Source organism: Segetibacter sp. 3557_3 (assembly GCF_004354985.1).
In the GTDB taxonomy this organism is placed as follows: domain Bacteria; phylum Bacteroidota; class Bacteroidia; order Chitinophagales; family Chitinophagaceae; genus Segetibacter.
Genome location: NZ_SMSK01000006.1, coordinates 162,881 through 187,452, shown reverse-complemented (window position 1 = coordinate 187,452; position 24,572 = coordinate 162,881). Strand labels below are relative to the sequence as shown.

Here is a 24,572-nt window from a genome sequence, read left to right as displayed (position 1 = left end):
AATATTCAATGTTTAGTCGGCATCCATGGTGCAAAGGTTGCCTCTCCGGGTACTTATTACCCGAAATGAGGAACATGCAATGGCAAGCGGATATCGCCGGTTAACATGAATATTGAATAGATTGGCTTGTTGGCAATCGGGGAAATAACAAACATACGCTGAACTGAAATCCAGGTGTTCACGTGATTGCGCGAACCTATACAGCAGGAATTATACCAAACTCATATTGATTCACGGTATTTTAAGGATATAACATCATTTCAATATGTGCTATACCATCTTCCAGGTACACTTCGCTTGTCTGTTTAAACCCGAATGATTCATAGAATTGTTGGAGGTATAGCTGACCCCCGATTTTTATCGGGCTAACCCCGTGTAGTGCATAGCAATATTGGATTGATTTCTCCAGAAGCTCCCTTCCTAACCCTGTTCCCCTGAATGATGGGGAGGTAACTACGCGCCCGATAGAATTGTAATCGTATGCAACACCCGCAGGAACAATCCTGGCGTATGCGGCAAGTTTTTCGTTAACCCAACCTGTTAGGTGGTGACTCTGCTGATCTTTATCGTCGATGTCCAAAAAAACGCAGTTCTGTTCCACAACAAACACCTCGCTGCGTAAACGCAAGATAGCATACAGCACTTTATTCTCCAACCGGTCGAAACAGGCATAACTAAATTCGGCTTCTTTCATTATTGCACATTTTGCCTGATGAACTTCACGGTGCTTGCATAGGTATCAGCAATATTAGCGTCGAACCACCCATGACCTGCACCGGGATAAATGGTCATTTCAACCTTCACTTTAGCGGCTTCTAATTTTTTCTTTAGGTTTATGGATTGTGCAACCGGAACCACCGGGTCTGCCTCACCATGAAATATCCTTGTAGGCACAGATTGTGGGGTCACGTAATTAATCGGTGATGTTTCTTTATACCTCGCGGAGTTGTTGGTCGGAGTGGTGCCTAGAAAATTGCGGAGCACCGGTTGCGAGCCTGTGGGAAAAGGATGGTTGAAGTAAAGATCCGTTAGGTCAGTGGGACCAAACAGGTTAACTACCGCCTTTATGTTTCCGTCATTAAACTTATAAGCCTGCAGCAAAGCCAGGTGAGCTCCCGCACTTGCACCTATCAGCACTATTTTCGAAGTGTTTACCTGGTACTCATCGGATTTACGCTTTATAAAGTCAAGCGCACTTTGCACATCGTTAATTTGTGTCGGGTAGATGTTGTTTGGTGCGGCTGCAAGACGATAATTGATATTAAAAATCGCAAAGTCGGGAAGGTGATCACGAATAGCCTTTATCCCGGCATTAAATTCCGATTTATCTCCACCGCTCCAGCTTCCTCCATGTATAAACACGATCACTTTTGTTGCAGTGCGCGTTCGACCTGCAGGTAAAAATACATCTACTTTCTGGGCCCGGTGGGTACCATAAGATACGTCCAGGTAGTCTTGTTTTGCCAGGCTCACTTCCTCGTTAGTTTTTTTATTGAACGATAAACTTGTTGTAAGAAGTAAACACAGCAGCAATGGTGTTGCCATAATGTTTAAAGAGAAGTTTAGTTAATGCACGATGTGTCGGTAACGGAAATCACTATAAGAACACATCCGACCCGTTACTATCGCCCTACTGCGGGCACAACCGGTAAGCCTTCATTTTCGTCGGTTGATACAGATTGAACAGCAAAGAAGTAATTGTCTTTAGAGTAAGGAATACGTAACTCAGTATTACTTGTAAAAAACTTTTTTTGCCATACCGGGCTGGTCGTTTCCCTCAACAAAACATAATAACCCTTTACCTTACCAGTTGCCGGTGCTTTCCAGTATAAATAAGTTGAGTTTGTCAGGTTTTTCACGTCAACCTTAACCTCCTGCGGAGCCGTCGGAGATTTCGCCAGGTTGGCAAGACTTGCCAGGTTCACGCCTGTATTTTTTCGCAGGTATTCGAAGTCCATAAATTCTTCCAGATCACCATATCGAACACCTTTTTCGGTTCTTACGTCCTGGTGTTGATGTTCATAATTTTCATTCATTTCTGTTATCCGCACTGCAGTAAAACCATTTTGTACAAACGGTGTATGATCCCCACCTCTTAAAAAGCGGTCATTACGGTACACCATCACAATCTCAAGGTTGTCTACATATCGCTCACCGGTTTCCTTAACATACCGCGCCAGCTGCCTCGATCTGCCATCGTTTTCAAGCCCGTAGGTTCGAATGTTTGCAGCATTTTTATCAAGTTCAAATAAGGGTAGCCCCTCACTAAATACGCGCAACCTGGTATTGTCGATTATATTGGTTTCGCTGCTGTTATTGCTACCCATGATGTCGTTGTTCAGCATCGCATCGATATTCCAGTTTGCGGCCTTTGCTTTTTTTGCAAGGTATCCGCTACCCAACAGGCTTTGTTCTTCACCGCTTACCGCTACAAAGATGATCGTTGCAGGAAAAGAATACCGGCTCATGATCCTTGCGCATTCTATCACAGCTGCCACCCCACTGCCATCATCATTAGCGCCGGGAGCATCAATCGTTCTGTTCATAACATCTGTTGCCCGGCTGTCGAGGTGCCCGCTAATCAAAAATATCCGGTTGTCCTTCGGATCCGTTCCTTTGAGCGTTGCCATAACATTCCCTAACAGTATTGGTGTGTCAACCCGCCGTCCATCAGCAGCCAGGGTAGTGGTATCAATGATGGCAGTCAGTCTCCCTCCGGAGTTTCTTGCAAATTCATTAAACTTCGAAAGCACCCAGTCCCGCGAGCTGCCGATACCTTTGCCGGGTACCTTTCCGGTACTCAGTGTATTACGGGTTCCGAATGTTACCAGCTTGCGCACATAAGCACGCATCGAGTCGGCCGACACTTCCTTAACCATCTTGTCGATAGCAGGGTCCCTCACAACAATGGTTTGCGAATGAACCGGCGGCGTAGTACAAACCAGAACAATAAGCAATATGGCACACCTGGTAAAAGCTGTTGTTAACATTTAAATGGGTTTTGTAATCTGTTTTTATTTTGGAAAAATGCCCGCCGAAATATGGCAGTAATTGTCTGCATCCGTATGAACCGGTTCAAATCGGCTTATGTAAGTAAGCAGAAGGTTGGGCGTACGATCGGTGGCAAAGTTAAGCTTCCAAAAAATGCGCCGCGGTACCGCAAAAATGCTAATCGTTAAATTCCCATTAAACAAAAAGGCTGCTCCATTTGGAACAGCCGAATTTAATTGTAATGAAAAGTTAGGGTTGCAGCGCAAACCGGTTTGCGTAGGCTCCGTTAATGAGGAAGGATACCCGCAAGTTCAAGACTGCGTTTTTTCAATTTTTTTATTTCTACATTATCAATAAACGGTTCAGCAGTAAGGATTAATGAGATACCAGGCTGTTTCCACCAGTTTTTCTTCAGTAATTTCTCAGCATGTATTACCCCGGTCAAATAATTCCTTCCGTGATCAATGTGCCATTCCTCAACCCATTCAAAAGCGTCTTTTTCTATATCGCTGATTTTATCAAAGCTTACATATATCTTAAGGTAAAAATCATTCGTAAGCTTAGCCGGGGTGTGATGATACAGTTTTTTGTACTCGTATTTGTAGTCGTACCGAAGGGCGGAAATATCGCTCAGTACTGCCGAACCTGTCGGCAAGCTTCCGGCTCCTTTGCCATAAAAAAATTGCTTGTCCGCAAATCCACTTTCAATTACCACACCGTTAAACTCATTTTTTACAAAAGCAAGGTGATCATCGGCGCGTACAAATTGTGGTAACACAAATGCGGCTACTTTGCCGTTACTCAGCTTTTTTGCCTGGGCAACGAGTTTAATGTCGAGGTTTTTTTCTCTTGCAACCACCGCATCACTCAATTCAATATTTTGTATCCCGGTAAACAACAGGTTTTCCGGCGCTTCCACTGTTCCATAAGCATGCGCCAACAGAATGATCCATTTGTTTAAGGCATCATAACCTTCCACATCAAGCGCCGGGTTACTCTCCGCAAAACCAAGCTGCTGCGCAAGCAGGAGGGCTTTGTTGAAATCCAGCTTTTCTTCAAACATCCTGGTGAGAATAAAATTTGTTGATCCGTTTACAATCGCTTTAATGGAATGCAACAGGTCATTGTCGTAATACTCTTCCAGGTTCCTGATTACAGGAATACTAGCACAAGCTGCTGACTCGTACAAAAAAGGCACCCCTGTCTGTTGTTGAAGCTTCAACAGCGCAGGCAGGTGTTCCGCAATCATTTTCTTACTGGCACTTACTACAGCCTTGCCATTGTTAAGGGCAGTTGTTACAATATCGAATGCTGCATCGGCATCATCAATAACCTCAACAATAACGTTGATGGATTTATCTAGTAACAGTTCGTCTTTCTCCGTGGTAAATAATTCGGCCGGTGCATTTCTTTTCTTGCCGGGATTTTTTATGGCAATCTTTTTTATGGTCGCGTTAAATGAAGGCACCTGCTGCAGCACTTTGTATAAACCTTCACCTACAACACCAAATCCAAATAAGCCAATAATAAGTTCTTTATGTTTTTCCATTTCAATCATCCATTTAGATAAATAATTCCCATTGTTCGCCACATCCCGGCTAAGGTTTCGGGCTCCCTTTTTTATCGCGACTGCTTAAAAAAAGATATTGTGCATAAGCCGGCGGTTCCATGGGTGGGGTCAGGAAGGCTTCGATCTCCGCGGCAATCTTTTCAAACTCCAGCAGGAATCCATCGTGCCCATACTGCGAGCTGATTACCGCCCACTCTGCGCCGGGTATGTGTTCAGCAATGAACTGCTGTTCCTGTACCGGAAACAGGATATCCGATTCAACACTGATCACAAGGGTGCGCGCAGTAATACTTTGCAGCACCTCTTCCGCATCGGCACGCCCACGTGCAATATTGTGCGCATCCATTGCTTTGCTCAGGAAGTAATAGCTGTAAGCATTGAAACGCTTTGCAAGTTTTTCACCCTGGTACCGCTGGTAGCTTTCCGACCTGAACAGTTGTTGGTCTACAGGCAGGTGCCCGGTATCAGAAGTATGGCTTTGCTGTGCATGGTCATAAGTGTGGTAATTGCGGTAAGAAAGCAAGGCCATCGACCTCGCAATTTTCATCCCCTCGATTCCCGAGGCTGGGTCTTCGTCCTTCCAGGTAGGGTCGCTTTCAATGCACCAGCGTTGAGAAGCGTTAAACGCAATTCCCCAGGGAGAATGTCGTGCATTGGTTGCAATAGGTATAATGTGTTCAAACGCAGATGGCTCTTCAACTGCCCACTCCAGCAATTGCTGTCCACCCATGGATCCGCCAAGGCCAACATATATCTTTTCAATGCCAAGGTGTTCCTTCAGGTGCTGGTAAGCGCGAATCATATCGCGTGTCGTGAACCATGGAAAGTCGCGGTAAAAAGGTTTGCCTGTTGCTTCGTTAATGTCAAGTGGCGAAATGCTGCCATAACAACTGCCGGGCATGTTCACACAAACAATAAAATATTTCGAAGGGTCAAAAATGTTTCCCTCACCCACGAGTCCATGCCACCATTCAAGCGGTTCGCTATTGGCGGTAAGTGCGTGAAATACCCACACCGTGTTGTTGCGTTCGGCGTTTAGGCTGCCATGTGTTGTATAAGCAAGGTGTAAACGGGGAAGCACCTTGCCCGACTCCAATTCAAATGAAGCGTCGTATTGAAATATTTTTTTGGTTTCAGACATTCATTCCTTGATTTAGCTTCTGTTGTGTCACTCCCTTGTACGGTATCTTTTCAGGCAGCAGGTATTGTACAAGGCATCTGCCCTTCTTTCAAAACTTGTTAGCCACGGCTTTGATAATCATACTACCGCTCCTGCTTAAGTTCCTGTACCTACCAGGCCCGGCGTTATTTAGCAAAGCGATATCGTTTATCGCTTTGCCATCTCTAAAATTAACCTACCAGTTCTCCTGAAAATACTTTTTGAAACGCCTGCTCGAAGTCTGCTTTTATGTCTTCTATATGCTCGATCCCTACGCTTATGCGCACCAGGTTTGCAGCCACACCTGCAGCTACTTGTTCCTCTGCACTAAGCTGTTCGTGTGTTGTTGAAGCAGGATGGATGGCCAGGGTTTTAGCGTCGCCCACATTGGCAAGATGACTGGCAAGTTTAAGCGAGTCGATAAACTTGCTTGCATTGGCTTTATCGCCCTTTACACCGAAATTCAGTACCCCGCCAAAGCCATTTTTCAGGTACTTCTTTGCTAGCTTATTGTACTTGCTGCTTTCCAGTCCGGGATAAAGTACGAAATCAACCTGTGGATGTTCTTCGAGCCACTGCGCGAGTGCAAGCGCGTTTTCACAATGCCTTTGAACGCGTAACGATAGGGTTTCGATTCCCTGCAGCAATAAAAATGCATTAAACGGGCTCTGGCTTGATCCAAAGTCGCGGAGTCCTTCCACCCGTGCCCGGATGATAAAAGCAATATTTGGTAATCCCAATGGATTGCCTTCACCAAAAATCTCCCAGAACTTAAGTCCATGATATCCTTCAGAAGGTTCTGTAAACTGGGGAAACTTGCCGTTGGCCCAGTTGTAATTACCACCATCGATAATTACACCACCAATTGCTGTCCCATGTCCGCCGATCCACTTGGTAGCGCTTTCAACTACGATGTTTGCGCCATGCTCAAGCGGGCGAAACAGGTAGCCGCCTGCACCAAAAGTATTGTCGACAATCAAAGGGAGATCGTATGTTTTAGCCAGTTCGGCAAACTTCTCAAAGTCTGGGATATTCAATTGAGGGTTACCGATCGTTTCAAGATATATCGCCTTTGTATTCTTATCGATCAATGGCACAAAGCTTTCTACATCGTCACCATTTGCAAACCGTACGTCCACACCGAGCCGCTTGAATGCTACTTTAAACTGGTTATAGGTACCCCCATATAAAAACGAGGTGCTGATGAAATTGTCGCCAGCCTGTAATATGTTGTTCAGTGCAAGAAACTGGGCAGCTTGTCCGGACCCGGTTGCAAGGGCAGCCACCCCGCCTTCGAGCGCCGCGATCCTTTTCTCAAAAACATCGTTGGTAGGGTTCATGATCCGGGTATAGATATTTCCGAATTCCCGTAAACCAAACAGGTTTGCAGCGTGCTCTGCATTTTTAAATCCATAAGAGGTGGTTTGGTAGATCGGTACTGCGCGGGCGCCGGTAGTTGGATCAATGTCCTGGCCGGCATGTAGTTGAAGGGTTTCGAAACGTTGGGTACTCATGTTGGTTGATTTAGATCGTTAGAGAAAAGTTAGATAAACTGTTGGTGTGAGCATGTACACAATGGCACTTCTGTATGCCTAAGCTAAGATGCGGGTACAAAGGGGTTTAGCGCTGAGCCTTTGCCCGTGAACCATTAACAGCAGGGTTGCCGCCAAATGCACATTGCATTGAACTGGGGAACGGAAGCGTAATCAGTATACAGGAAACTTAGCCAGTTGGAGGTGGCTGTGAAAGACTTTGTTGTTGTTGCATTGTTCATGTTTTCTTTTGACAGTTAAGTTCCTGCAGTATAACAGGAAGGTGAACATTTTGTTAAACAGGCTACACTTATCAACTCCGGTTCTCCCGGGTCATAGACCAAAAATCGGTACCGGTGGGCACAAAAAAAGCTCACCCGATTAGTCAGATGAGCTTATATTTTCACGAACAGGGGTTCGATAGATTAAAACTTTTACTCTGACTTATTTTTCCCTTTTACTCGGGATGGAGTTGGCACCTTCTTAAAATGGAGTACATCTTAAGGGTTGCCAAGGCTTCACAGGGCCATGACCCTCCGCCTTTCTGAATAAGTGTGCGATAAAGAACTGGTGCAAAAGTAGGGTTCAAAAATTGAATCGGCAAAATTTTAAATGCCTGGCTCGTTGAGAGGGGGAAGTCAAAAGTCAAAAGTAAAAAGTCAAAAGTCAAAATTCAAAAATCAACGTTGTGCCTGGTTCGGACAAATTAAAAATTAGAAATGTAAAATGCAAAAGAGCGGGTCCTGCTCAGTTTGCCATTTGTTGCCCCAGATCAGGTTGGTGTTCCTAACCGTCTGTTTCAACCGATCAACCTATCAACTGATCAACTCTGTTCACCCAATCCGTAATCCGCTAATCCACTCCTCTGCGTCAATCTCTGCTTCTCCCGTTCTCCGCGGTTGGGGAATGTAAAATGAAAAATGTAAAATGAAAAAGGGGGCTAGTGCGTGGGAAGAAGGCAAAATGAAAAATGTAAAATGAAAAAAGGGCTCCTGCTAAAGAAGTGCATCCGCCCATCCGCAATCCGCCAATCCGTAATCCGCTAATCCACTCCTCTGCGTCAATCTCCGCCTCTCCCGTTCTCTGCGGTTGAAGAAATGTAAAATGAAAAATGTAAAATGAAAAAGGAGGCTCCTGCTAATGAAGTGCATTCGCCCATCCGCAATCCGCCAATCCGCAATCCGCCAATCCGCAATTCGCAATCCGCCAATTCGCAATCCGAAATCATAAATTCCCAGGCCCCTCAACTCAGCCTGTTGCATTTGGTTACCTTTGGAAACTTTTCAAATAATCTATGGCTAAGGCAAAAAATAACACCCCGGTTCCTGTTACAACCGAGCCGGAAGCGGGGGAGTCTATCGAGGTTTTCGGTGCACGGGTACACAACCTTAAAAATGTAGACATCAGCATTCCCAAAAACAAGTTTGTCGTTATTACGGGGGTGAGTGGCAGCGGCAAATCCTCGCTGGCATTTGATACCATTTACAGCGAGGGACAGCGACGTTATATGGAGAGCTTTAGTGCCTATGCCCGGCAATTTATGGGCGATATGGAACGCCCCGACGTTGATAAAATTACCGGCCTCAGCCCGGTGATCTCCATTGAACAAAAAACAACCAATAAAAACCCAAGGTCAACGGTTGGTACCATCACCGAAGTGTACGATTTCCTGCGCCTGCTTTATGCACGCATCGGCGAAGCCTACAGCTACAATACCGGCAAAAAGATGGTGAAGTGGAGCGAAGAGGAGATTGTTGAAAATATTTTTACCAAATTTAAGGAACACAAAATATCACTGCTTGCACCTCTGGTGCGTGGACGAAAGGGACATTACCGCGAACTGTTTGAAGACGTTCGAAAGAAAGGATTTTTGAAAGTCAGGGTAGACGGCGAAGTCCTCGACCTAAAAGAAAAAATGCAGGTGGACCGCTATAAGATCCACGACATCGAGCTGGTAATTGACCGCCTGCAGGTGACTGATGATATGAAGGTTCGTTTGAGCCAAAGCGTGCAAAAAACCTTGCAGGTAGGTAAAGAGTTGATGTTCTTGCTTGTTGCGCCACCGGGAGCACCGGCCGGCGAGAAACTGCCGAAGGGCAAATCGGCCGCGCTGAACACGGACGATTTGCTGGTACAATACAGTAAACAACTGATGTGTACCGACACTGGCCTCAGCTATGAAGAACCTTCGCCCAACGCGTTTTCGTTTAATTCACCTTATGGTGCCTGTCCGGGTTGTAAGGGCCTTGGGAGTGTTTACCAGGTAAACATGGAAGCGGTTATTCCGGATTGGAGCAAAAGCATAAAAGATGGCGCCATTGCGCCCTTAGGTGAAGAAAGAGAGGCTTACATCTACAGGCAGGTCGTTCAGCTTGCCAAGAAGCACAAGTTTAGCGTTGATAAGCCCATTAAAGAATTGTCGGAAAAGGCGATGAATGTTATCCTTTACGGACAGGAAGAGGGAGCAACGGATATGGATGTGTCGAGCGACTTCCAGGCTGTGCCGGGTAACGTTTATGCAACCGAATACGAAGGCATCATAAACATGTTGAAAAGGTGGTTCGCCGGAAGTGGAAGTGAGTCGTTGCGCGATTGGGTTGAACAATTTATGAGCCTGAAGCCGTGCCCGGCCTGCGAAGGTGCAAGATTGAAAAAGGAAAGTTTATGGTTCAAGGTAAACGAAAAGAATATTGCCGAGCTCAGTAATACCGATCTCGATAAGCTGGTGGAATGGTTCAGCGAAATAGAGGTCCAGTTGTCGAAGAAACAAAATGCTATTGCCAAAGACATTTTGAAGGAAATCAGGGAACGACTGAGTTTTTTGCTCGACGTTGGATTGAATTATCTAACCCTAAATCGCTCCTCCAAAACGTTGAGTGGTGGTGAAAGCCAGCGCATACGCCTTGCAACCCAAATCGGCTCGCAACTTCAGGGAATTACCTACATATTAGATGAGCCTAGCATTGGCCTGCACCAACGCGATAACCAGCAACTGATTGTTGCCCTGAAAAATCTTCGGGATATTGGGAACAGCGTGCTGGTAGTAGAGCACGATAAAGACATTATGCTTGCATCAGATCACCTGATTGATGTTGGTCCTAAAGCGGGTAAACATGGTGGACAGATCGTTGCCCAGGGCGATCCCCGAACGGTACTTGCATCAGGTTCGGAAACTTCGCAATACCTCAGCGGTGCTAAAACCATTGCCGTACCAAAAGAACGCAGAGCCGGCAATGGAAAAAGTCTCGAGTTGAAAGGCGCAAAGGGAAACAACCTGAAAGACGTAAGCGTTAAAATTCCGCTGGGTCAGTTTATTTGTGTTACAGGTGTTAGTGGCAGTGGCAAGAGCACCCTCATCAACGAAACATTGTACCCCATTTTATCAAAGCATGCATTTGATAGTAAGGCAACCCCGATGGAATACAAGGCCATAAAAGGACTTGAGCACATCGACAAGGTGATTGAAATAGACCAGAGCCCTATCGGGCGAACACCACGGAGCAACCCCGCTACCTATTGCGGATTTTTCACCGAAATCAGGTCCTTGTTTGCCGCTATGCCTGAAGCAAAGATCAGGGGTTATGCAGCGGGTCGTTTTTCGTTTAATGTAAAAGGCGGCAGATGCGATGTTTGTGAAGGTGGTGGTATGCGGGTAATTGAAATGAACTTTTTACCGGATGTATATGTGCCCTGCGAGAAATGTAATGGCAGAAGGTATAACCGGGAAACTCTTGAGATACGCTATAAAGGAAAGTCGATCAGCGACGTACTGGATATGACGGTGGATGAAGCGGTCGAGTTTTTCCAGAACGTACATTTTCTTTACCGTCGGATAAAGGTGCTGCAGGATGTTGGCCTGGGATACATCACCCTTGGTCAGTCGGCAGTTACGCTAAGCGGGGGTGAAGCGCAAAGGGTTAAGTTGGCCACTGAGCTTGGCAAAAAAGATACGGGAAAAACTTTTTATATACTTGACGAACCCACTACCGGCCTGCACTTCCAGGATATTCAGCACCTGCTGGACGTTTTGAATAAACTCGTTGACCGGGGTAATACGGTGCTTGTTATCGAACACAACCTTGATGTGGTAAAAGTTGCAGATCACATCATTGATCTGGGCCCCGAAGGTGGTGCCGGGGGTGGAATGATCTTGTTCCAGGGTACACCCGAAGCCCTGGTAAACGTAAAAGGTAGCCATACCGGTAAATACCTGGCCATTGAACTTGAACAAGCAGTATAGCATTTCGCATATACAATAAAAAGTCCGGGGTAATCTGCCCCGGACTTTTCATTTAATTGTAGACTACAATTTGTAAAAGGATTTACTCCTGACACCATACATGGTAGTTACCCGGAAAAAATAGGGACCACTGAGTAATGCGCTTGTCGGAACAATGGTTGTATTATTACCTTTTTGCAGCGGTTTGATAATGCTCCACTTCTTTACCCCATAGATGTCGTGAACGGAAAATTCGGCATTGATAGGACTCATGCTCCATACCACTGTTGAAAGTTGGCTAACAGCGGGGTTCGGACCTACTGACACAATCTGTAGCTGCTCATTAGTAGGGCTGGTTGTAGAGTCGCCGATTCGAACTAGGTTACAAGTTGTACTGATACACCCTGATTTGGTTTTGATGCTTAAGCAAGCATTGTATGAACCGTTAACCATGTACTCCTTTACCGGTTGCATTATATTGCCGCTGAGTGCTGCACTTCCATCGCCAAAGTTCCATTTACGTTCAACAATACTATCGAGCCCTGCTGAGTAACTTAGGCTGCTGTTAAACCGTATTCTCTTAGTGGCAATCTTTTCAAATGTAAAACGAGCAGCACATTGATTAGCATTTCCCGTTACAACTACTTGTTGGCATTGCTGCGACTGGCAACCCCTGTTTGTTTTGATGGTTAAACATACCGTATAAACCCCATCGCGTGCATATACATGAGAAGGACCGGGGTTATTACCTGAGAGCGAACTGCCATCACCAAAGGTCCACACCCGTTCCCTGATCGTATCAGCAATAGCAGTTTCAGAACTATCACTGTTAAACCTGGTGTTGAAACCATTTGACACGGCAACCGGAGTAGCGTAGCTGAACTTTGCACGGCATTGCGTTACTGGCGGTGTGCTATCAACCAGGCTTACGGTTTTGCAGATTTGTTTTTCACACCCTGCTGCTGTCCAAATGGTAAGGCAAACCTGGTAGTGGCCACGGTGACGGTAAGTGTAAGCGGTGTTGATCCTGTTGCCGCCGAGGGTATCGCCGGTGCCAAAGCTCCAGCGGCGCCTGGTGATTGAGTCTGATGGAGAAGTTCCTGTTGAGCCGCTGCTAAAAAAGTTAATGGTAAGTGTATTCGGTACCCTATCGGAAATAAAGTGTGCAGTACAACTGGTAGGCGCAGGTAGGCAAATGGTAAAGTTACTTTCCACCACGTTCGATTGTGGTACGGCGGGTTCCTGAACGAGCATGGTGCCATTGCAGTTTTCGGTTGTTATGCGTAACCTCGTAATGGTATTTAAGCATTCAATGGTATCCCTGTAAAATCCACTGCTGTCCGTATATCGCTGGTGAAACTGCAGGCAGGTTGTGCCACCAACCAACGTATCGGTCATAATCATTACCCTGCGATTTGGTGCGGGATTGCCATTGGAATATTTCACCTGGCCCTTTACGATCACCCGGTTCGCCATTGCGGGTAAAACAGCAAACATCATTAAGAAGGATAAGAGGAGCGGAGTGTAAGCGCGTTTCATGCAGATTTGTTTTAGCTTGTCTGCTTACAGATGCCTGTTGAATTTTTCGTGCTGCCTGTACCCAACATAAATATTTTTCTTTCATGTAATTACCCGGGTGGTTACCGCTAAGTATGTGCATGAATTTTTTATTATTGTTTTTGCAACACCATTCGTGAACTTTAACGCATGATATTATCTCATCAGTCATGCACAGATTAATTAACGGCTTCTTAGTGGTCTCGTTCGTTCACCTCCATTTTTTAATTCATCAGTATCACTTGCATGAAACCTGAATTAAACCGGTGAATAGCGTTACAAAATGTACAAGTGAGTGACACAACGATGTTGACCAATGAATCCTGGCTGGCGACCAAAAGAATTCACCAGGTTCACGTTGGTAATTATTCGTGCAGATGGAACTTGTATTAATGATGAGTAATGCTTACTAATTTGATTTATTTATAGGAGTAAAGGTTTTGCCAAATAATAAACAAAATAAAAAGGCCGCTTAAGAAGCAGCCTCTGGTAATTAAATAACCGATTTAGTGGTATATAACAATAATCCTTACGGAGTTGAAGGCTCCTTGTTTTCGCCTTGTATCACCCGCATTTCTTTTGCGTCCTGCAGGAAGTCAGAAGCGAAAATGAATTCATTTAATTTTTCATCTTTACTGTAAATAATTTCTTCTTTTGATCCTTCCCATTGTTTATGTCCCTGGAACATATAAATAATATGATCCCCGATTTCCATTACGCTATTCATGTCGTGAGTGTTGATAACCGTGGTAATGTTAAACTCTGTGGTAAGTTCTTTAATCAGTTTATCAATTACCAATGATGTTTGCGGATCAAGCCCTGAATTGGGCTCATCGCAAAACAGGTATTTAGGGTTCAAGACAATTGAACGCGCAATACCCACCCTTTTTTTCATCCCACCACTAATCTCAGCAGGGAACTTTTTATTGGCTTCTTTAAGGTTAACCCGATCAAGTACCTCGTTCACCTTTTTCATCTTTTCTTTTGGCCGCAGGTTCGTAAACATGTCGAGGGGAAACTTTACATTTTGTTCTACGGTCATGCTGTCGAACAAGGCTGAACCCTGGAAGAGCATACCTATCTTTTGCCGCAGTTCTTTCTTTTGGTCCTCAGGCATATTGGTCATGTTCTCGCCATCGTACAGGATCGAACCCTGGTCGGGAACAAACAAGCCTACCAGCAGTTTCATTAACACGGTTTTCCCACTTCCGCTCGAACCAATGATCAGGTTGCACTTGCCGGTTTCCATAACCAGGTTTACATCGTGCAAGATGGTTTTATCGCCAAAGCTTTTTTTTATGTGTTGGGTCTCTATCATTGCGAACGTAATTTAATTTTTTTCTTGTCGTTGTAGCCGTTCCCTGTTGAGGTATAAAAACACGGCAATAATCAAACCTAAAAGGAAAATGTATTTAGCAGCTAATTTAAAAAGGTTATTTGCTTTTTTATCCGAGTAATAAGCAAAGTCCGCCGACGGAAAGTAAAATTCAAACAGAAGCGTCAGCCCCGACTTGGGCTGCACTCCCTTTGTTGGAAACGATATGTCCGCATCGGAAAGATTATAGTACTCGTGGAAATAGCCGTTTGCCTTGTAAGGAACCAACCGGGGAGTGTCGCTGTTGAGGTCGTAGCAAAATTTATTTTCAAAGCCATTTACGCTTGCCATCTTCTTTACATCAACCGCATTATAGAACCTGGTTGTATCGTGTGGTAGAAAAACGTTATTCAGGTTGTCGATTAACGACCACTGCTGTTGTTTATGCAGGTACACCTCGTTATAATAATGGTTTCCATAGTGCCAGTTGCCCTGGGGTCCGGCAAAAGTGACCGCCCGTGTTGTTAGTCCGGCAATGGTGCCGAGAAAGTGAAACATTGCCGTATAATTGCCGCAATTGATATTTACATCCTGCTTTACAGAGAGCTCGAGCTGTTTCAGGGGCGAAAGGTTCAAACTGGTTACGTCTACACCGTTATTGCTGACCCGTAGTTTTCGCAGGTGTCTGCCAATCTTCAAAGTTTTGGTCAGGTCATTATCCGTTGCCAGAATACCAATTGGTCCATTGATGAGTTCAGTAGCAGATCTGAGTTCCGCAGCGGTAAAAGAACTGATGGGCGTTTGCCATCGGCTTAACGGCAGTGTTTCAGTACCCGGGCCGGGAATATTTGCGTAAATAAATTCGTTGTCGAAGCCCTTTGCCGTTGGTGAGTGGTCCACCACCAGTTTGATACGGTTTGCAGCATTGCTATCAACGGGCCGCAACTCGTACCGGTGTGCTCTAACAAGAATGGGGATGGTTATTACTTTATTGCTGGTGTTGATCGTTTTTGTAAAAGTATTGTCGATAAACAAACTCCACTGAGCGGCACCCGGAAAGTGCGACAAGACAATATCGAGGGTTTGATTGGAAAAATTGAGCGCGGCTATCTGTAATGTCGAATCGGAGACGTACAGTTGTGCGTAAGTTTTATATGGATAATACCGGTAACCGTTGTTGCGGTTAACAAGGATATACAGGTTCGAAATCAGCAGAGCAAGCAGTAATAGCCACCATTGAACGCGATTTTTCATGGTTGATCTTGTTGCATCGTCCAATTTTGCGGTAGTACTAGAGAAGCAGGGACGCCAGGGCGAAGTCGGCAATTAAGATCAGGATACAACTTACCACTACCGACGTGGTACTGGAGCGACCGATTTCAAGCGCCCCTCCGGTTACATAATAACCATAGTAAGCGGGAACACTGCTAATGATAAACGCAAATGTAAAGGCCTTACTCAACGCAAAAAATACGTTATAAGCTTTAAAGTTTTCCCGTAAGCCGATATCGAAAATGTCGGCGCCGATGATGCCAGACATACTACCTGCCGTTCTCCCGCCCCAGATACCAAGTACCGCCGAAATGCAGATTAGGCCGGGAACCATAATCAGGGCCCCAATTACCTTTGGTAATACCAGGTAAGCCTTGGTGTTGATACCCATGATCTCCAGCGCATCGATTTGTTCGCTGATGCGCATATTACCAAGTTCACTCGCGATCTTACTTCCTATAACCCCAGCCAACACAATACTTACTACTGTTGGAGAGAGTTCGAGGATCATACTATCGCGTACAATTTGGGCGATAGTGGATTGAGGTACCAGGGGCGAAACAAGCTGGTAAGCCGTTTGAACGGTAGTAACCCCGCCGAGAAACAATGAAATAATCACAACAATAGGCAAGGAACCGATCCCGATTTCGACACACTGGTGCATAAACTCCTTCCAGTACATCTTGGTGTTTTCCGGGCGCGAAAACATCCTTTTCATCAAAAGCAGGTATTCGCCAAACTTGGTAAAAAACTTCATGAATGTGGTAATTCCTTTTTAATTGTGTTCCTTCCCTGCACTGGTAACGGTTCCGGGGTATCCTGTCGGCTACATACCCATGGTAACGGACAGCAGGGCATTGAACAGGAGCGTAAATCCGGCCTCAACGTTGTTAAACTTCCTGTACAATAGCTGCTAAACTGCCCGCTTCTTTTTCCACCAGCTCGTCTTTTGTACCTCCAGGTTGGTGTCGCCTTTGTTCTTCATTTGAGCATCAACAACCGCAATCATCGTCATGTTTACAATGCTCCTGACGCTGCTGCCTAGCTGTAATACGTGAACCGGTTTTTTTAAACCTAATAAAATCGGGCCAATGGCATCTGCTCCACCCACCTCTTTCAGCAGGTTGTAAGCAATGTTTCCTGCTGCGAGGTTAGGGAAGATGAGCGTATTTACATCTTCATCAACCAGTTCGCTAAAAGGGTAGTTGTCGCGTAATATCTCCTTATGAAAAGCAGTGCTTGCCTGCATTTCGCCGTCAACGATTAGCCCCGGGTCTTTTTGCTTGATCAGTACCCGTGCCTCTGCCACCAGTTTTGCCTCCGGCGAATTGCTGCTTCCAAAATTGGAGTAGCTCAACATGGCAATTCTTGGTACCAGGTTAAACTGGCGAACTTCCTTGGCCACCATCAGCGTAATATCCGCAAGCTCCTGCGAAGTTGGGTTAAAGTTTACCGTTGTGTCGGCAAGGAAAAGCGGCCCTTTCTTCGTAAGCAAAAGGTACATGCCCGCGATCTTCTTTACCCCGTCCTCTGTACCGATAATTTGAACCGCTGGCCGGATTGTATCAGGATAGTTTTTTTGTAATCCCGAGATCATCGCATCCGCATCGCCGTTCTCCACCATCATGCAACCAAAATAGTTCCGGTCGCGCATAATCTTTTTGCTCTCGTAAAAATTAAAGCCCCTGCGACCGCGTTTTTTGAAGAAGATTTCTGCGTAGGCATTTCTTTTTTCCTCGGTTTCCTCGCTGATCGGATCGATTATAGGAAAATCGGTCAGGTCAATTTTGTTTGCTGCGGCGAGCTCAAGAATCTTCTTTTCGTCGCCCAGTAATATCGGGTAAGCGATCCCTTCATCGTACACAATTTGCGCTGCTTTCAAAATCTTCAGGTTGTCTGCATCCGCAAACACCACCCTTTTCGGGTTTCCTCGGGCCTTGCTACCCATGATGCGCACAATCTGGTTGTCGAGGCCAAGCCTTTTGTTCAGTTCTAGAATGTAGCCTTCCCAGTTGTGGATCGGTTGCTGGGCAACCCCGCTTTCCATTGCAGCTTTGGCGACCGCAGGCGCAACTGTGGACAGTAACCTTGGATCCAGCGGTTTTGGAATGATATAATCGGGCCCAAAAGTCATATGCTTTTGGTTGTAGGCCAGGTTAACAATATCGGGTACAGACGTTTTTGCAAGCATGGCCAGCGCGCGTACGGCAGCAAGCTTCATCGCCTCGTTAATCTGCGTTGCCCGAACATCAAGTGCACCCCGGAAAATGTAGGGGAACCCAAGCACGTTGTTTACCTGGTTTGGGAAATCCGTTCTGCCCGTAGCCATAATAATGTCTTTACGGGCATTTTTTGCCGTATCGTAGCTGATCTCGGGATCGGGGTTGGCCATCGCAAATGCAATCGGGTTGCGGGCCATGCTTTTAATCATGTCTGCGGTAACCACGTTTCCAACACTCAACCCAAGGAACACATCCGCATCTTTCATCGCCTTTTCCAGGTTCCACTCTTCATCGCTCTGAATGGCGAACTTGATCTTGTCTTCGTCAAGATCAGGACGGCCATGACGTAACACCCCATCCTTATCGAACATGATAAAGTTCTCATGCCGTGCACCCAGAGCAACGTAAAGTTTTACACAAGCCATGGCGGCAGCGCCAGCTCCATTTACAACAAACCTGACCTTGTCAATTTTCTTGCGCTGAAGCTCCAGCGCATTAAGCAGTGCGGCTCCGCTGATGATCGCCGTACCATGCTGGTCGTCGTGCATCACCGGTATCTTCAGATTCTCTCTTAGCCGTCTTTCAATCTCGAAACATTCGGGGGCCTTAATGTCCTCGAGGTTTATGCCGCCAAATGTTGGCTCGAGCGCAGTAACGATTTGTACAAATTTTTCGGGATCGGTTTCGTTTATTTCAATGTCGAACACGTCGATATCGGCAAAAATCTTAAACAGTACGCCTTTTCCTTCCATCACCGGCTTGCTGGCTTCTGGTCCGATATTACCAAGCCCAAGCACAGCCGTTCCGTTGCTGATAACACCTACAAGATTGCCCTTGGCAGTGTATCGGTATACATTCTCTTTATTAATGGCGATCTCTTTGCAGGGCTCAGCAACGCCGGGGCTATAAGCAAGCGAAAGGTCCCGTTGGGTTTTTGCCTCTTTTGTTGGAATTACCTCAATCTTACCGGGCCTGCCCTTTTCATGGTATTCCAACGCTTCCTGCCGTCTTAACTCTTTTTGCATAAGTTTCGATATAAACTGCAAAGTACAACAAACTAGTTCAAGCGGTTTGTTAGTTGTGCAGGAGAATTACTGCAAAATCCTTTCGGGCGTTTTAATATCTTTGCCGCCCCTGAATTTAGCATTTGTGTCGTGCGGCGCCCTCTTTTTTTGGGGATGGCTTACCCCCGCTAAAACAAATTTTTGCACACGTGTACAGGGACTGATACCACAAAACTCATCCTAACAATTACAAAATGTACAGAACTCATACATGCGGGCAACTCAGGTTATCAGATGTAAAAACCCAGGTGACCCTTGCTGGTTGGGTGCAAACGGTTCGCAAATTCGGCAGCATCACCTTTGTTGATCTTCGCGACAGGTATGGGATCACCCAGTTATTATTTAACGAAAGCCTGAACGATAACCTGGAGAACCAGCCGCTCGGCCGCGAATTTGTTTTGCAGGCAAAGGGTGTGGTAAACGAAAGAAGCAACAAAAACCTGAACATACCTACGGGTGAAGTCGAAATCCTGGTAAATGAGTTTACCATCCTGAACCGGTCGGCCGTGCCACCCTTTTCGATACAGGACGATACCGATGGCGGTGATGATCTAAGGATGAAATACCGTTTTCTTGATTTACGGCGGAACGCAGTAAAAAAGAACCTTGAATTGCGCTATGCGGTAAACCGGTCGGCACGAAACTACCTCCACCAAAACGGTTTCATGGATATCGAAACCCCTTTTCTGATCAAATCTACCCCGGAGGGTGCACGCGATTTTGTTGTACCATCCCGTATGAACCCCGGCCAGTTTTATGCACTGCCGCAATCGCCGCAAACCTTTAAGCAGCTGCTGATGGTTAGCGGGTACGATCGCTATTACCAGGTGGTAAAATGTTTCCGCGACGAAGATCTCCGGGCCGATCGTCAACCGGAGTTTACCCAGATCGACTGTGAAATGGCTTTTGTTGAGCAGGAAGATATCCTTGAAATGTTTGAGGGGCTTATCAAGGCAATATTCAAAGATGTAAAAGGCATTGATTATACCGAAAAGGTGGAGCGGACTACCTGGGAAGAAGCTATGTGGACATATGGCAACGACAAGCCCGATATCCGCTTTGGCATGAAGCTCGGCAACCTGAAACACCCGTCAACCGTGTTCTCCGGCAAACAAGCGGAGGTGTCCGCGTCACCGCTCGCAGGAACCACAGGTTTTGGCGTTTTCGACAATGCAGAAACAATCCTTGGTATTGCTATTCCAGGTGCGGCCGAGTACACCCGAAAGCAGGTTGACGAACTTACCGAATGGGTTAAGCGTCCACAGGTTGGCATGCAGGGGCTGGTAAACATCAGGTACAACAGCGATGGTTCCCTCAAGAGCAGCGTAGATAAATTTTTCAACGAAGATCAACTCAAAGCTATCGCGAACTATTGCAATGCGCAGCCGGGTGATCTGATTGTTGTGTTGGCAGGTAAAGAAGAAAAAACCAGGAAAGCCGCGAGTCAACTTAGGTTGGAACTAGCGCAACGGCTAGGTTTAAGAAAGGATACCGAATTTAAATTGCTCTGGGTACTGGATTTCCCTTTGTTCGAGTACGCAGAAGAAGAAAACAGGTGGGTAGCAAGGCATCACCCGTTTACATCGCCGAAACCTGACCAGATTAGTGTGATGATTAATAACGATCCGAAAATCAAAGATGCCGATAAGTACCTTGATCACCCTTATGCGAACATCAAAGCAAACGCTTACGATATGGTGCTTAATGGTAATGAGATCGGCGGTGGCTCCATAAGGATATTTCAACGCGAACTGCAGGAAAAAATGTTTGCTGCCCTGGGTATGGACGAACACGAGCAGCAGCACAAATTCGGTTTCCTGTTAGGGGCATTTGAGTATGGTGCACCTCCACACGGTGGAATTGCTTTTGGCTTCGATCGTTTATGCGCCATACTTGGTGGTAGCGAGAGTATACGTGACTTTATTGCATTTCCAAAGAACAACAGCGGCCGCGATGTAATGCTCGATGCACCGGGAACAATCGATGAGAAGCAGTTTGATGAACTTCAGATCCGGCTTGATTTGAAATCGTAGTGGATGAAGCAATTACCGTTTGCCCTCATCTTGTTCAGGTTGAGCCTCACGCCCGTGGTCTTGATTATTGCCCATTATTTCCCGGAACATAAATATCTCATCGGCATTCTTTGTTTTCTCGCCATCCTTTCCGACATCATGGATGGCATTATCGCACGAAACCTTGGAGTAGCCACTTCAACTTTACGGTTGTGGGATAGCAATGTGGATCTCGTGTTTTGGTTAGCCACCTGTGTTAGTGTGGGCATATGTTTTCCCGGCTTGATCAGTGAAAACCGTTATTACATTATTCCGTTATTTGTACTTGAGCCCATACCTGATATAATTTACTATACCCGCTTTAGGAAGTTCGGTTGCGCCCATAACTACGCCTCTAAACTTTTTGGGCTTGCAATGCTGGCAAGCTTCAGCTGCCTGTTTTTTGCCGGTATTGCATCATGGCCGTTTTATGCGGCAATAATTATCGGGATCGTCTCCCAATTAGATCGGGTGTTGATCTCCGCCATTCTTCCATCAAGGGTATGTGACGTTCCAAGCTGCTATCATGCATGGCTCATCAAAAAAGAAATTCCGTTTAAAAAGCATAAGCTCTTTCACAGCTAGCTAAAATTAATGCCTGTTTGCGACGTTATAAACAAGGCATATCCGAACAGCAATTACCTGGGTACGATTTCGTCGGTGATTAAGGGCGTAAAGTGCGGTAAACAAAAGAACTAATTCATGACCATCATTTATCGAATATTCGGGGTTATCTTAAGTATAGTTGCAGTAATGCTGGCATTATCGATCATATCAGCGTTTTGGGCAATTTTGTCGTCCCCGCTTAACATGTTGTCGGGCTTCCTCATGGTAAGCATCGTTTTATACTCGTGGTTCAGCACCAGGTTTCACAGGCAAGTGCTGCAGCGGAATAAAAAGGTAAACAGCAGTTTGCGGGATTACATCAGGGTAAACGGAATTGTAGCCATGATCTTCAGCATCATCATCATCCTGGAGGGCCTTATACTCATGGCAAAGCCGGAGTTGTTTACAGAAGCCGTCAGCAAAATGGGGGTGCCAATACCCAAAGTAGACCTGGGTATCCTGTTTGGGATTGTGGCCGCATACGGGTTAATACTGTTAGTCCACATCAACTGGACATTCCTGCTAATGAAAAAGTATGCTTCGTTCTTTCGATAAGCTTTCCTGCAAAACCGAATTCGCCAGGTTTTTGATTACTTTGGTTTATGAATTCACCAGCGGTTCCATTAGCGGAAAGAATGCGTCCATCCACCCTCCAGGATCTTGTGGGCCAGGAGCACCTCACCGGTAACGGCAGTATCCTCCGGACCTCCATCAACAATGGCGTTATTCCGTCTATGATCCTTTGGGGGCCTCCGGGCGTGGGTAAAACAACCATCGCCAATATAATAGCGCATACCCTTAACGTGCCCTTTTACCAACTTAGCGCAATCAGCAGCGGGGTAAAGGATGTGCGTGAAGTAATCGAGTCGGCAAAGCAACAGGAGCGGGTGATCCTGTTTATTGATGAAATTCACCGCTTTAACAAGGGGCAGCAGGATGCATTGTTGGGTGCTGTAGAAAAAGGTATTATTACCCTCATTGGTGCCACCACCGAGAATCCGTCCTTCGAAGTCAATTCTGCCTTGCTTAGCCGGTGCCAGGTTTATGTACTAAAAGCACTAACCAGTGATGACCTGGTTGCACTCCTAAAGCAGGTGATGGTTAAAGACGAGTGGCTCAGGTCGAAACAAATTGAACTGCTGGAAACTGAAGCCCTGATCAATATATCGGGTGGAGATGCGCGAAAGCTACTCAACCTGTTCGAGTTGGTTATGCAGTCAGCCAATAACCCAACTGGGCCCATCGAAATTAACGACCGGTTTGTAATGTCGGTGGCACAGAAGAAAATCGCCCTTTACGATAAAACGGGCGAACAACATTACGATATCATCTCTGCGTTTATAAAAAGCATGCGGGGCAGCGACCCCAATGGTGCCGTGTACTGGTTGGCAAGAATGATTGAGGCGGGAGAAGACGTCAAATTCATTGCCCGGCGTATGGTCATTTTCGCAAGTGAAGACGTAGGCAATGCCAATGCAAACGCGCTTCTGCTGGCTAATGCAACGTTTGAAGCAGTAAACAAAATCGGCTATCCCGAAAGCCGGATTATCCTGTCGCAATGTGCAACCTACCTGGCTTCGTCAGTAAAGAGCAACGCGTCTTACGAGGCCATCAACAAGGCGCTTGCAGCAGTTTCGCAGCATGGCGATTTGCCGGTTCCGTTACATCTTCGTAATGCACCTACCAAGCTGATGAAGAACCTTGATTACGGCAAGGACTACAAGTACGCCCATGCTTATGAGGGCAACTTTGCCGACCAGGAATACCTTCCCGAAAAAATCTCCGGAACCAGGTTTTACGATCCGCAACAAAATGCCCGCGAGCTTGAACTCCGCAAATACCTGAAAGAAAAATGGGGAGAGAAGTACGGGTACTAAATCCGGTTATGAGCTAAGAATTATGAGTTAATGTCTTTAGTGAAGAACATTTTTTGGACCCGACAGTGGTATTCTATTTAGCATCGTTGCGTCGCACTCTTGTACCGCAAAGCTTTATTCAGCTGTTTTTGCATCGGTTTTACAGGAGGAAAAAGCTTAATCCGGCGAGCTGCTAGAAAATTCGTGTTGCTTACAATGAAGCGTCGGCAATCACCTGCAAGGATCGTTCAATCAGCCGTTCAACAGCCAGCGCTCCGTTCTTACTAAATTCTTTTTGTACCCTGTTTGCAACGATCACGTTCAGGCTTACACAACGGTGACCTAATATCTTTCCGAGCCCGTAAATGGCCGAGCTTTCCATTTCAAAGTTGCTTACAAAATGATTGTTGAAACGAAAGCTGGTGAGCCGATCAACCAGTTCCGGGTAGGCGAGTGGCATTCGTAAAATTCTACCTTGTGGTGCATAAAAGCCGGGGCAGGTAACCGTGATACCTTTATGGTAATCGTTTCCAAAAAGTTGCAACAATTCTTCGCTTGCCGAAGTGATATAAGGCGTGATTTTGCCGTCATCAAGGTTTGTATGCGCCGTAAATGCTTCCAGAATATTCCGCTCGTCGGGGTTGATGGTAGGTCTGTAATAGTGCAGCAGGTTATCCAGGCCAAGCCCAAACGTTCCAGCTACAAAACTGTCTACGGGTATGTCGCCCTGCAATGAGCCCGAGGTACCAAAACGCAGGATGCTTAATTGTTTTAGCGATGCATTAACTGTGCGTGTTTCAAAGTTAATGTTTGCCAGGGCATCAAGTTCATTAAGTACAATATCAATATTATCCGGTCCAATTCCCGTACTCACCACGGTAAGCCTTTTTGATCCGATTCGACCCGTATGGGTTACAAACTCCCGGTGCTGCATGGTAAACTCTACTTGATCAAAGTGTTTGCTAACTTCCTTAACCCTGCCGGGATCGCCAACCGTTATAATGGTGCCCGCAATTTCTTCGGGGCGTGCGTCGAGGTGGTAAATCGCCCCACGGCTATTAATGATCATCTCAGACTCGGCAATACGTTGCATAACAGGATTTGGTTTGGTAAAGATTAAGGCATGTGTAACAGGATATGAATGTATAGTCTTTCAGT

The 24,572-nt window shown here is 45.9% G+C and carries 17 protein-coding genes and 1 riboswitch; of the genes, 5 read left to right on the top strand and 12 right to left on the bottom strand.

Annotated elements, in window-relative coordinates:
- Window positions 1–241: 241 nt before the first annotated feature.
- From EXU57_RS11825 to EXU57_RS11800, 6 genes are all read right to left on the bottom strand, one after another.
- On the bottom strand, window positions 242–694 hold the full coding sequence (locus EXU57_RS11825; RefSeq protein WP_133268416.1) for a GNAT family N-acetyltransferase: 453 nt from the start codon (window positions 692–694) through the stop codon (window positions 242–244).
- Window positions 694–1,545, bottom strand: coding sequence for an alpha/beta hydrolase (locus EXU57_RS11820; RefSeq protein WP_133268415.1), 852 nt, complete (start codon window positions 1,543–1,545; stop codon window positions 694–696). The genes EXU57_RS11825 and EXU57_RS11820 overlap by 1 nt, the downstream gene beginning before the upstream one ends.
- Before the next feature lie 77 nt (window positions 1,546–1,622).
- On the bottom strand, window positions 1,623–2,990 hold the full coding sequence (locus tag EXU57_RS11815) for a M28 family metallopeptidase (RefSeq protein WP_133268414.1): 1,368 nt from the start codon (window positions 2,988–2,990) through the stop codon (window positions 1,623–1,625).
- Window positions 2,991–3,277: 287 nt separating this feature from the next.
- The gene (locus tag EXU57_RS11810; RefSeq protein WP_133268413.1) at window positions 3,278–4,540 is read right to left on the bottom strand and encodes a homoserine dehydrogenase; all 1,263 of its coding nucleotides are present in this window, start codon (window positions 4,538–4,540) and stop codon (window positions 3,278–3,280) included.
- Window positions 4,541–4,589: 49 nt separating this feature from the next.
- Window positions 4,590–5,702 (bottom strand): homoserine O-acetyltransferase family protein, encoded by a 1,113-nt coding sequence (gene metX / locus EXU57_RS11805; RefSeq protein WP_133268412.1) that lies wholly within the window; start codon window positions 5,700–5,702, stop codon window positions 4,590–4,592.
- A gap of 209 nt (window positions 5,703–5,911) precedes the next feature.
- Window positions 5,912–7,234 carry an O-acetylhomoserine aminocarboxypropyltransferase/cysteine synthase family protein gene (locus tag EXU57_RS11800; protein ID WP_133268411.1) on the bottom strand — a complete coding sequence of 441 codons (1,323 nt, stop codon included), beginning with the start codon at window positions 7,232–7,234 and terminating at the stop codon, window positions 5,912–5,914.
- A gap of 459 nt (window positions 7,235–7,693) precedes the next feature.
- A riboswitch (SAM riboswitch) is annotated at window positions 7,694–7,807 on the bottom strand.
- 739 nt (window positions 7,808–8,546) lie between these two features.
- Between EXU57_RS11800 and uvrA the strand changes: the two genes are divergently transcribed.
- A complete protein-coding gene (uvrA, locus tag EXU57_RS11795) occupies window positions 8,547–11,492 on the top strand; it encodes an excinuclease ABC subunit UvrA (RefSeq protein WP_133268410.1) in 2,946 nt (981 codons plus the stop codon).
- 63 nt (window positions 11,493–11,555) lie between these two features.
- Here uvrA and EXU57_RS11790 read toward each other — a convergent pair whose 3' ends face one another.
- The 5 genes from EXU57_RS11790 to EXU57_RS11770 form a co-directional block, all read right to left on the bottom strand.
- Entirely contained in the window at window positions 11,556–13,010 is a 1,455-nt protein-coding gene (locus EXU57_RS11790; protein ID WP_133268409.1) for a PKD domain-containing protein, read from the bottom strand.
- A 547-nt stretch (window positions 13,011–13,557) separates the two neighbouring features.
- The gene (locus EXU57_RS11785; RefSeq protein WP_133268408.1) at window positions 13,558–14,346 is read right to left on the bottom strand and encodes an ABC transporter ATP-binding protein; all 789 of its coding nucleotides are present in this window, start codon (window positions 14,344–14,346) and stop codon (window positions 13,558–13,560) included.
- Window positions 14,347–14,358: 12 nt separating this feature from the next.
- On the bottom strand, window positions 14,359–15,597 hold the full coding sequence (locus EXU57_RS11780; protein ID WP_133268407.1) for a hypothetical protein: 1,239 nt from the start codon (window positions 15,595–15,597) through the stop codon (window positions 14,359–14,361).
- Between the two features lie 37 nt (window positions 15,598–15,634).
- The gene (locus tag EXU57_RS11775) at window positions 15,635–16,372 is read right to left on the bottom strand and encodes an MlaE family ABC transporter permease (RefSeq protein WP_133268406.1); all 738 of its coding nucleotides are present in this window, start codon (window positions 16,370–16,372) and stop codon (window positions 15,635–15,637) included.
- A gap of 156 nt (window positions 16,373–16,528) precedes the next feature.
- Window positions 16,529–18,862, bottom strand: coding sequence for an NADP-dependent malic enzyme (locus tag EXU57_RS11770; protein ID WP_133268405.1), 2,334 nt, complete (start codon window positions 18,860–18,862; stop codon window positions 16,529–16,531).
- Between the two features lie 233 nt (window positions 18,863–19,095).
- Here EXU57_RS11770 and aspS point away from each other — a divergent pair, with 233 nt between their 5' ends.
- From aspS to EXU57_RS11750, 4 genes are all read left to right on the top strand, one after another.
- Window positions 19,096–20,934 (top strand): aspartate--tRNA ligase, encoded by a 1,839-nt coding sequence (gene aspS, locus EXU57_RS11765; protein ID WP_133268404.1) that lies wholly within the window; start codon window positions 19,096–19,098, stop codon window positions 20,932–20,934.
- Between the two features lie 3 nt (window positions 20,935–20,937).
- Complete coding sequence (locus EXU57_RS11760; protein WP_133268403.1) at window positions 20,938–21,537, top strand: CDP-alcohol phosphatidyltransferase family protein; 600 nt, start codon at window positions 20,938–20,940, stop codon at window positions 21,535–21,537.
- A 117-nt stretch (window positions 21,538–21,654) separates the two neighbouring features.
- Window positions 21,655–22,113 (top strand): hypothetical protein, encoded by a 459-nt coding sequence (locus tag EXU57_RS11755; protein WP_133268402.1) that lies wholly within the window; start codon window positions 21,655–21,657, stop codon window positions 22,111–22,113.
- Window positions 22,114–22,160: 47 nt separating this feature from the next.
- The gene (locus EXU57_RS11750) at window positions 22,161–23,435 is read left to right on the top strand and encodes a replication-associated recombination protein A (RefSeq protein ID WP_133268401.1); all 1,275 of its coding nucleotides are present in this window, start codon (window positions 22,161–22,163) and stop codon (window positions 23,433–23,435) included.
- A 190-nt stretch (window positions 23,436–23,625) separates the two neighbouring features.
- On the opposite strand, the gene EXU57_RS11745 is transcribed toward EXU57_RS11750, so the two are convergent.
- Entirely contained in the window at window positions 23,626–24,507 is an 882-nt protein-coding gene (locus EXU57_RS11745) for a nucleoside phosphorylase (protein ID WP_133268400.1), read from the bottom strand.
- Window positions 24,508–24,572 lie beyond the last annotated feature (65 nt).

What these genes read in the sequence shown, in the direction of transcription:
- EXU57_RS11745 (WP_133268400.1), bottom strand. Translation starts at nt 24,507, where the DNA reads ATGCAACGTATTGCCGAGTCTGAGATGATCATTAATAGCCGTGGGGCG.
- EXU57_RS11810 (WP_133268413.1), bottom strand. Translation starts at nt 4,540, where the DNA reads ATGGAAAAACATAAAGAACTTATTATTGGCTTATTTGGATTTGGTGTT.
- EXU57_RS11815 (WP_133268414.1), bottom strand. Translation starts at nt 2,990, where the DNA reads ATGTTAACAACAGCTTTTACCAGGTGTGCCATATTGCTTATTGTTCTG.
- EXU57_RS11750 (WP_133268401.1), top strand. Translation starts at nt 22,161, where the DNA reads ATGAATTCACCAGCGGTTCCATTAGCGGAAAGAATGCGTCCATCCACC.
- EXU57_RS11775 (WP_133268406.1), bottom strand. Translation starts at nt 16,372, where the DNA reads ATGAAGTTTTTTACCAAGTTTGGCGAATACCTGCTTTTGATGAAAAGG.
- EXU57_RS11785 (WP_133268408.1), bottom strand. Translation starts at nt 14,346, where the DNA reads ATGATAGAGACCCAACACATAAAAAAAAGCTTTGGCGATAAAACCATC.
- metX (WP_133268412.1), bottom strand. Translation starts at nt 5,702, where the DNA reads ATGTCTGAAACCAAAAAAATATTTCAATACGACGCTTCATTTGAATTG.
- EXU57_RS11820 (WP_133268415.1), bottom strand. Translation starts at nt 1,545, where the DNA reads ATGGCAACACCATTGCTGCTGTGTTTACTTCTTACAACAAGTTTATCG.
- EXU57_RS11760 (WP_133268403.1), top strand. Translation starts at nt 20,938, where the DNA reads ATGAAGCAATTACCGTTTGCCCTCATCTTGTTCAGGTTGAGCCTCACG.
- EXU57_RS11780 (WP_133268407.1), bottom strand. Translation starts at nt 15,597, where the DNA reads ATGAAAAATCGCGTTCAATGGTGGCTATTACTGCTTGCTCTGCTGATT.
- EXU57_RS11790 (WP_133268409.1), bottom strand. Translation starts at nt 13,010, where the DNA reads ATGAAACGCGCTTACACTCCGCTCCTCTTATCCTTCTTAATGATGTTT.
- EXU57_RS11800 (WP_133268411.1), bottom strand. Translation starts at nt 7,234, where the DNA reads ATGAGTACCCAACGTTTCGAAACCCTTCAACTACATGCCGGCCAGGAC.
- EXU57_RS11770 (WP_133268405.1), bottom strand. Translation starts at nt 18,862, where the DNA reads ATGCAAAAAGAGTTAAGACGGCAGGAAGCGTTGGAATACCATGAAAAG.
- aspS (WP_133268404.1), top strand. Translation starts at nt 19,096, where the DNA reads ATGTACAGAACTCATACATGCGGGCAACTCAGGTTATCAGATGTAAAA.
- uvrA (WP_133268410.1), top strand. Translation starts at nt 8,547, where the DNA reads ATGGCTAAGGCAAAAAATAACACCCCGGTTCCTGTTACAACCGAGCCG.
- EXU57_RS11755 (WP_133268402.1), top strand. Translation starts at nt 21,655, where the DNA reads ATGACCATCATTTATCGAATATTCGGGGTTATCTTAAGTATAGTTGCA.
- EXU57_RS11825 (WP_133268416.1), bottom strand. Translation starts at nt 694, where the DNA reads ATGAAAGAAGCCGAATTTAGTTATGCCTGTTTCGACCGGTTGGAGAAT.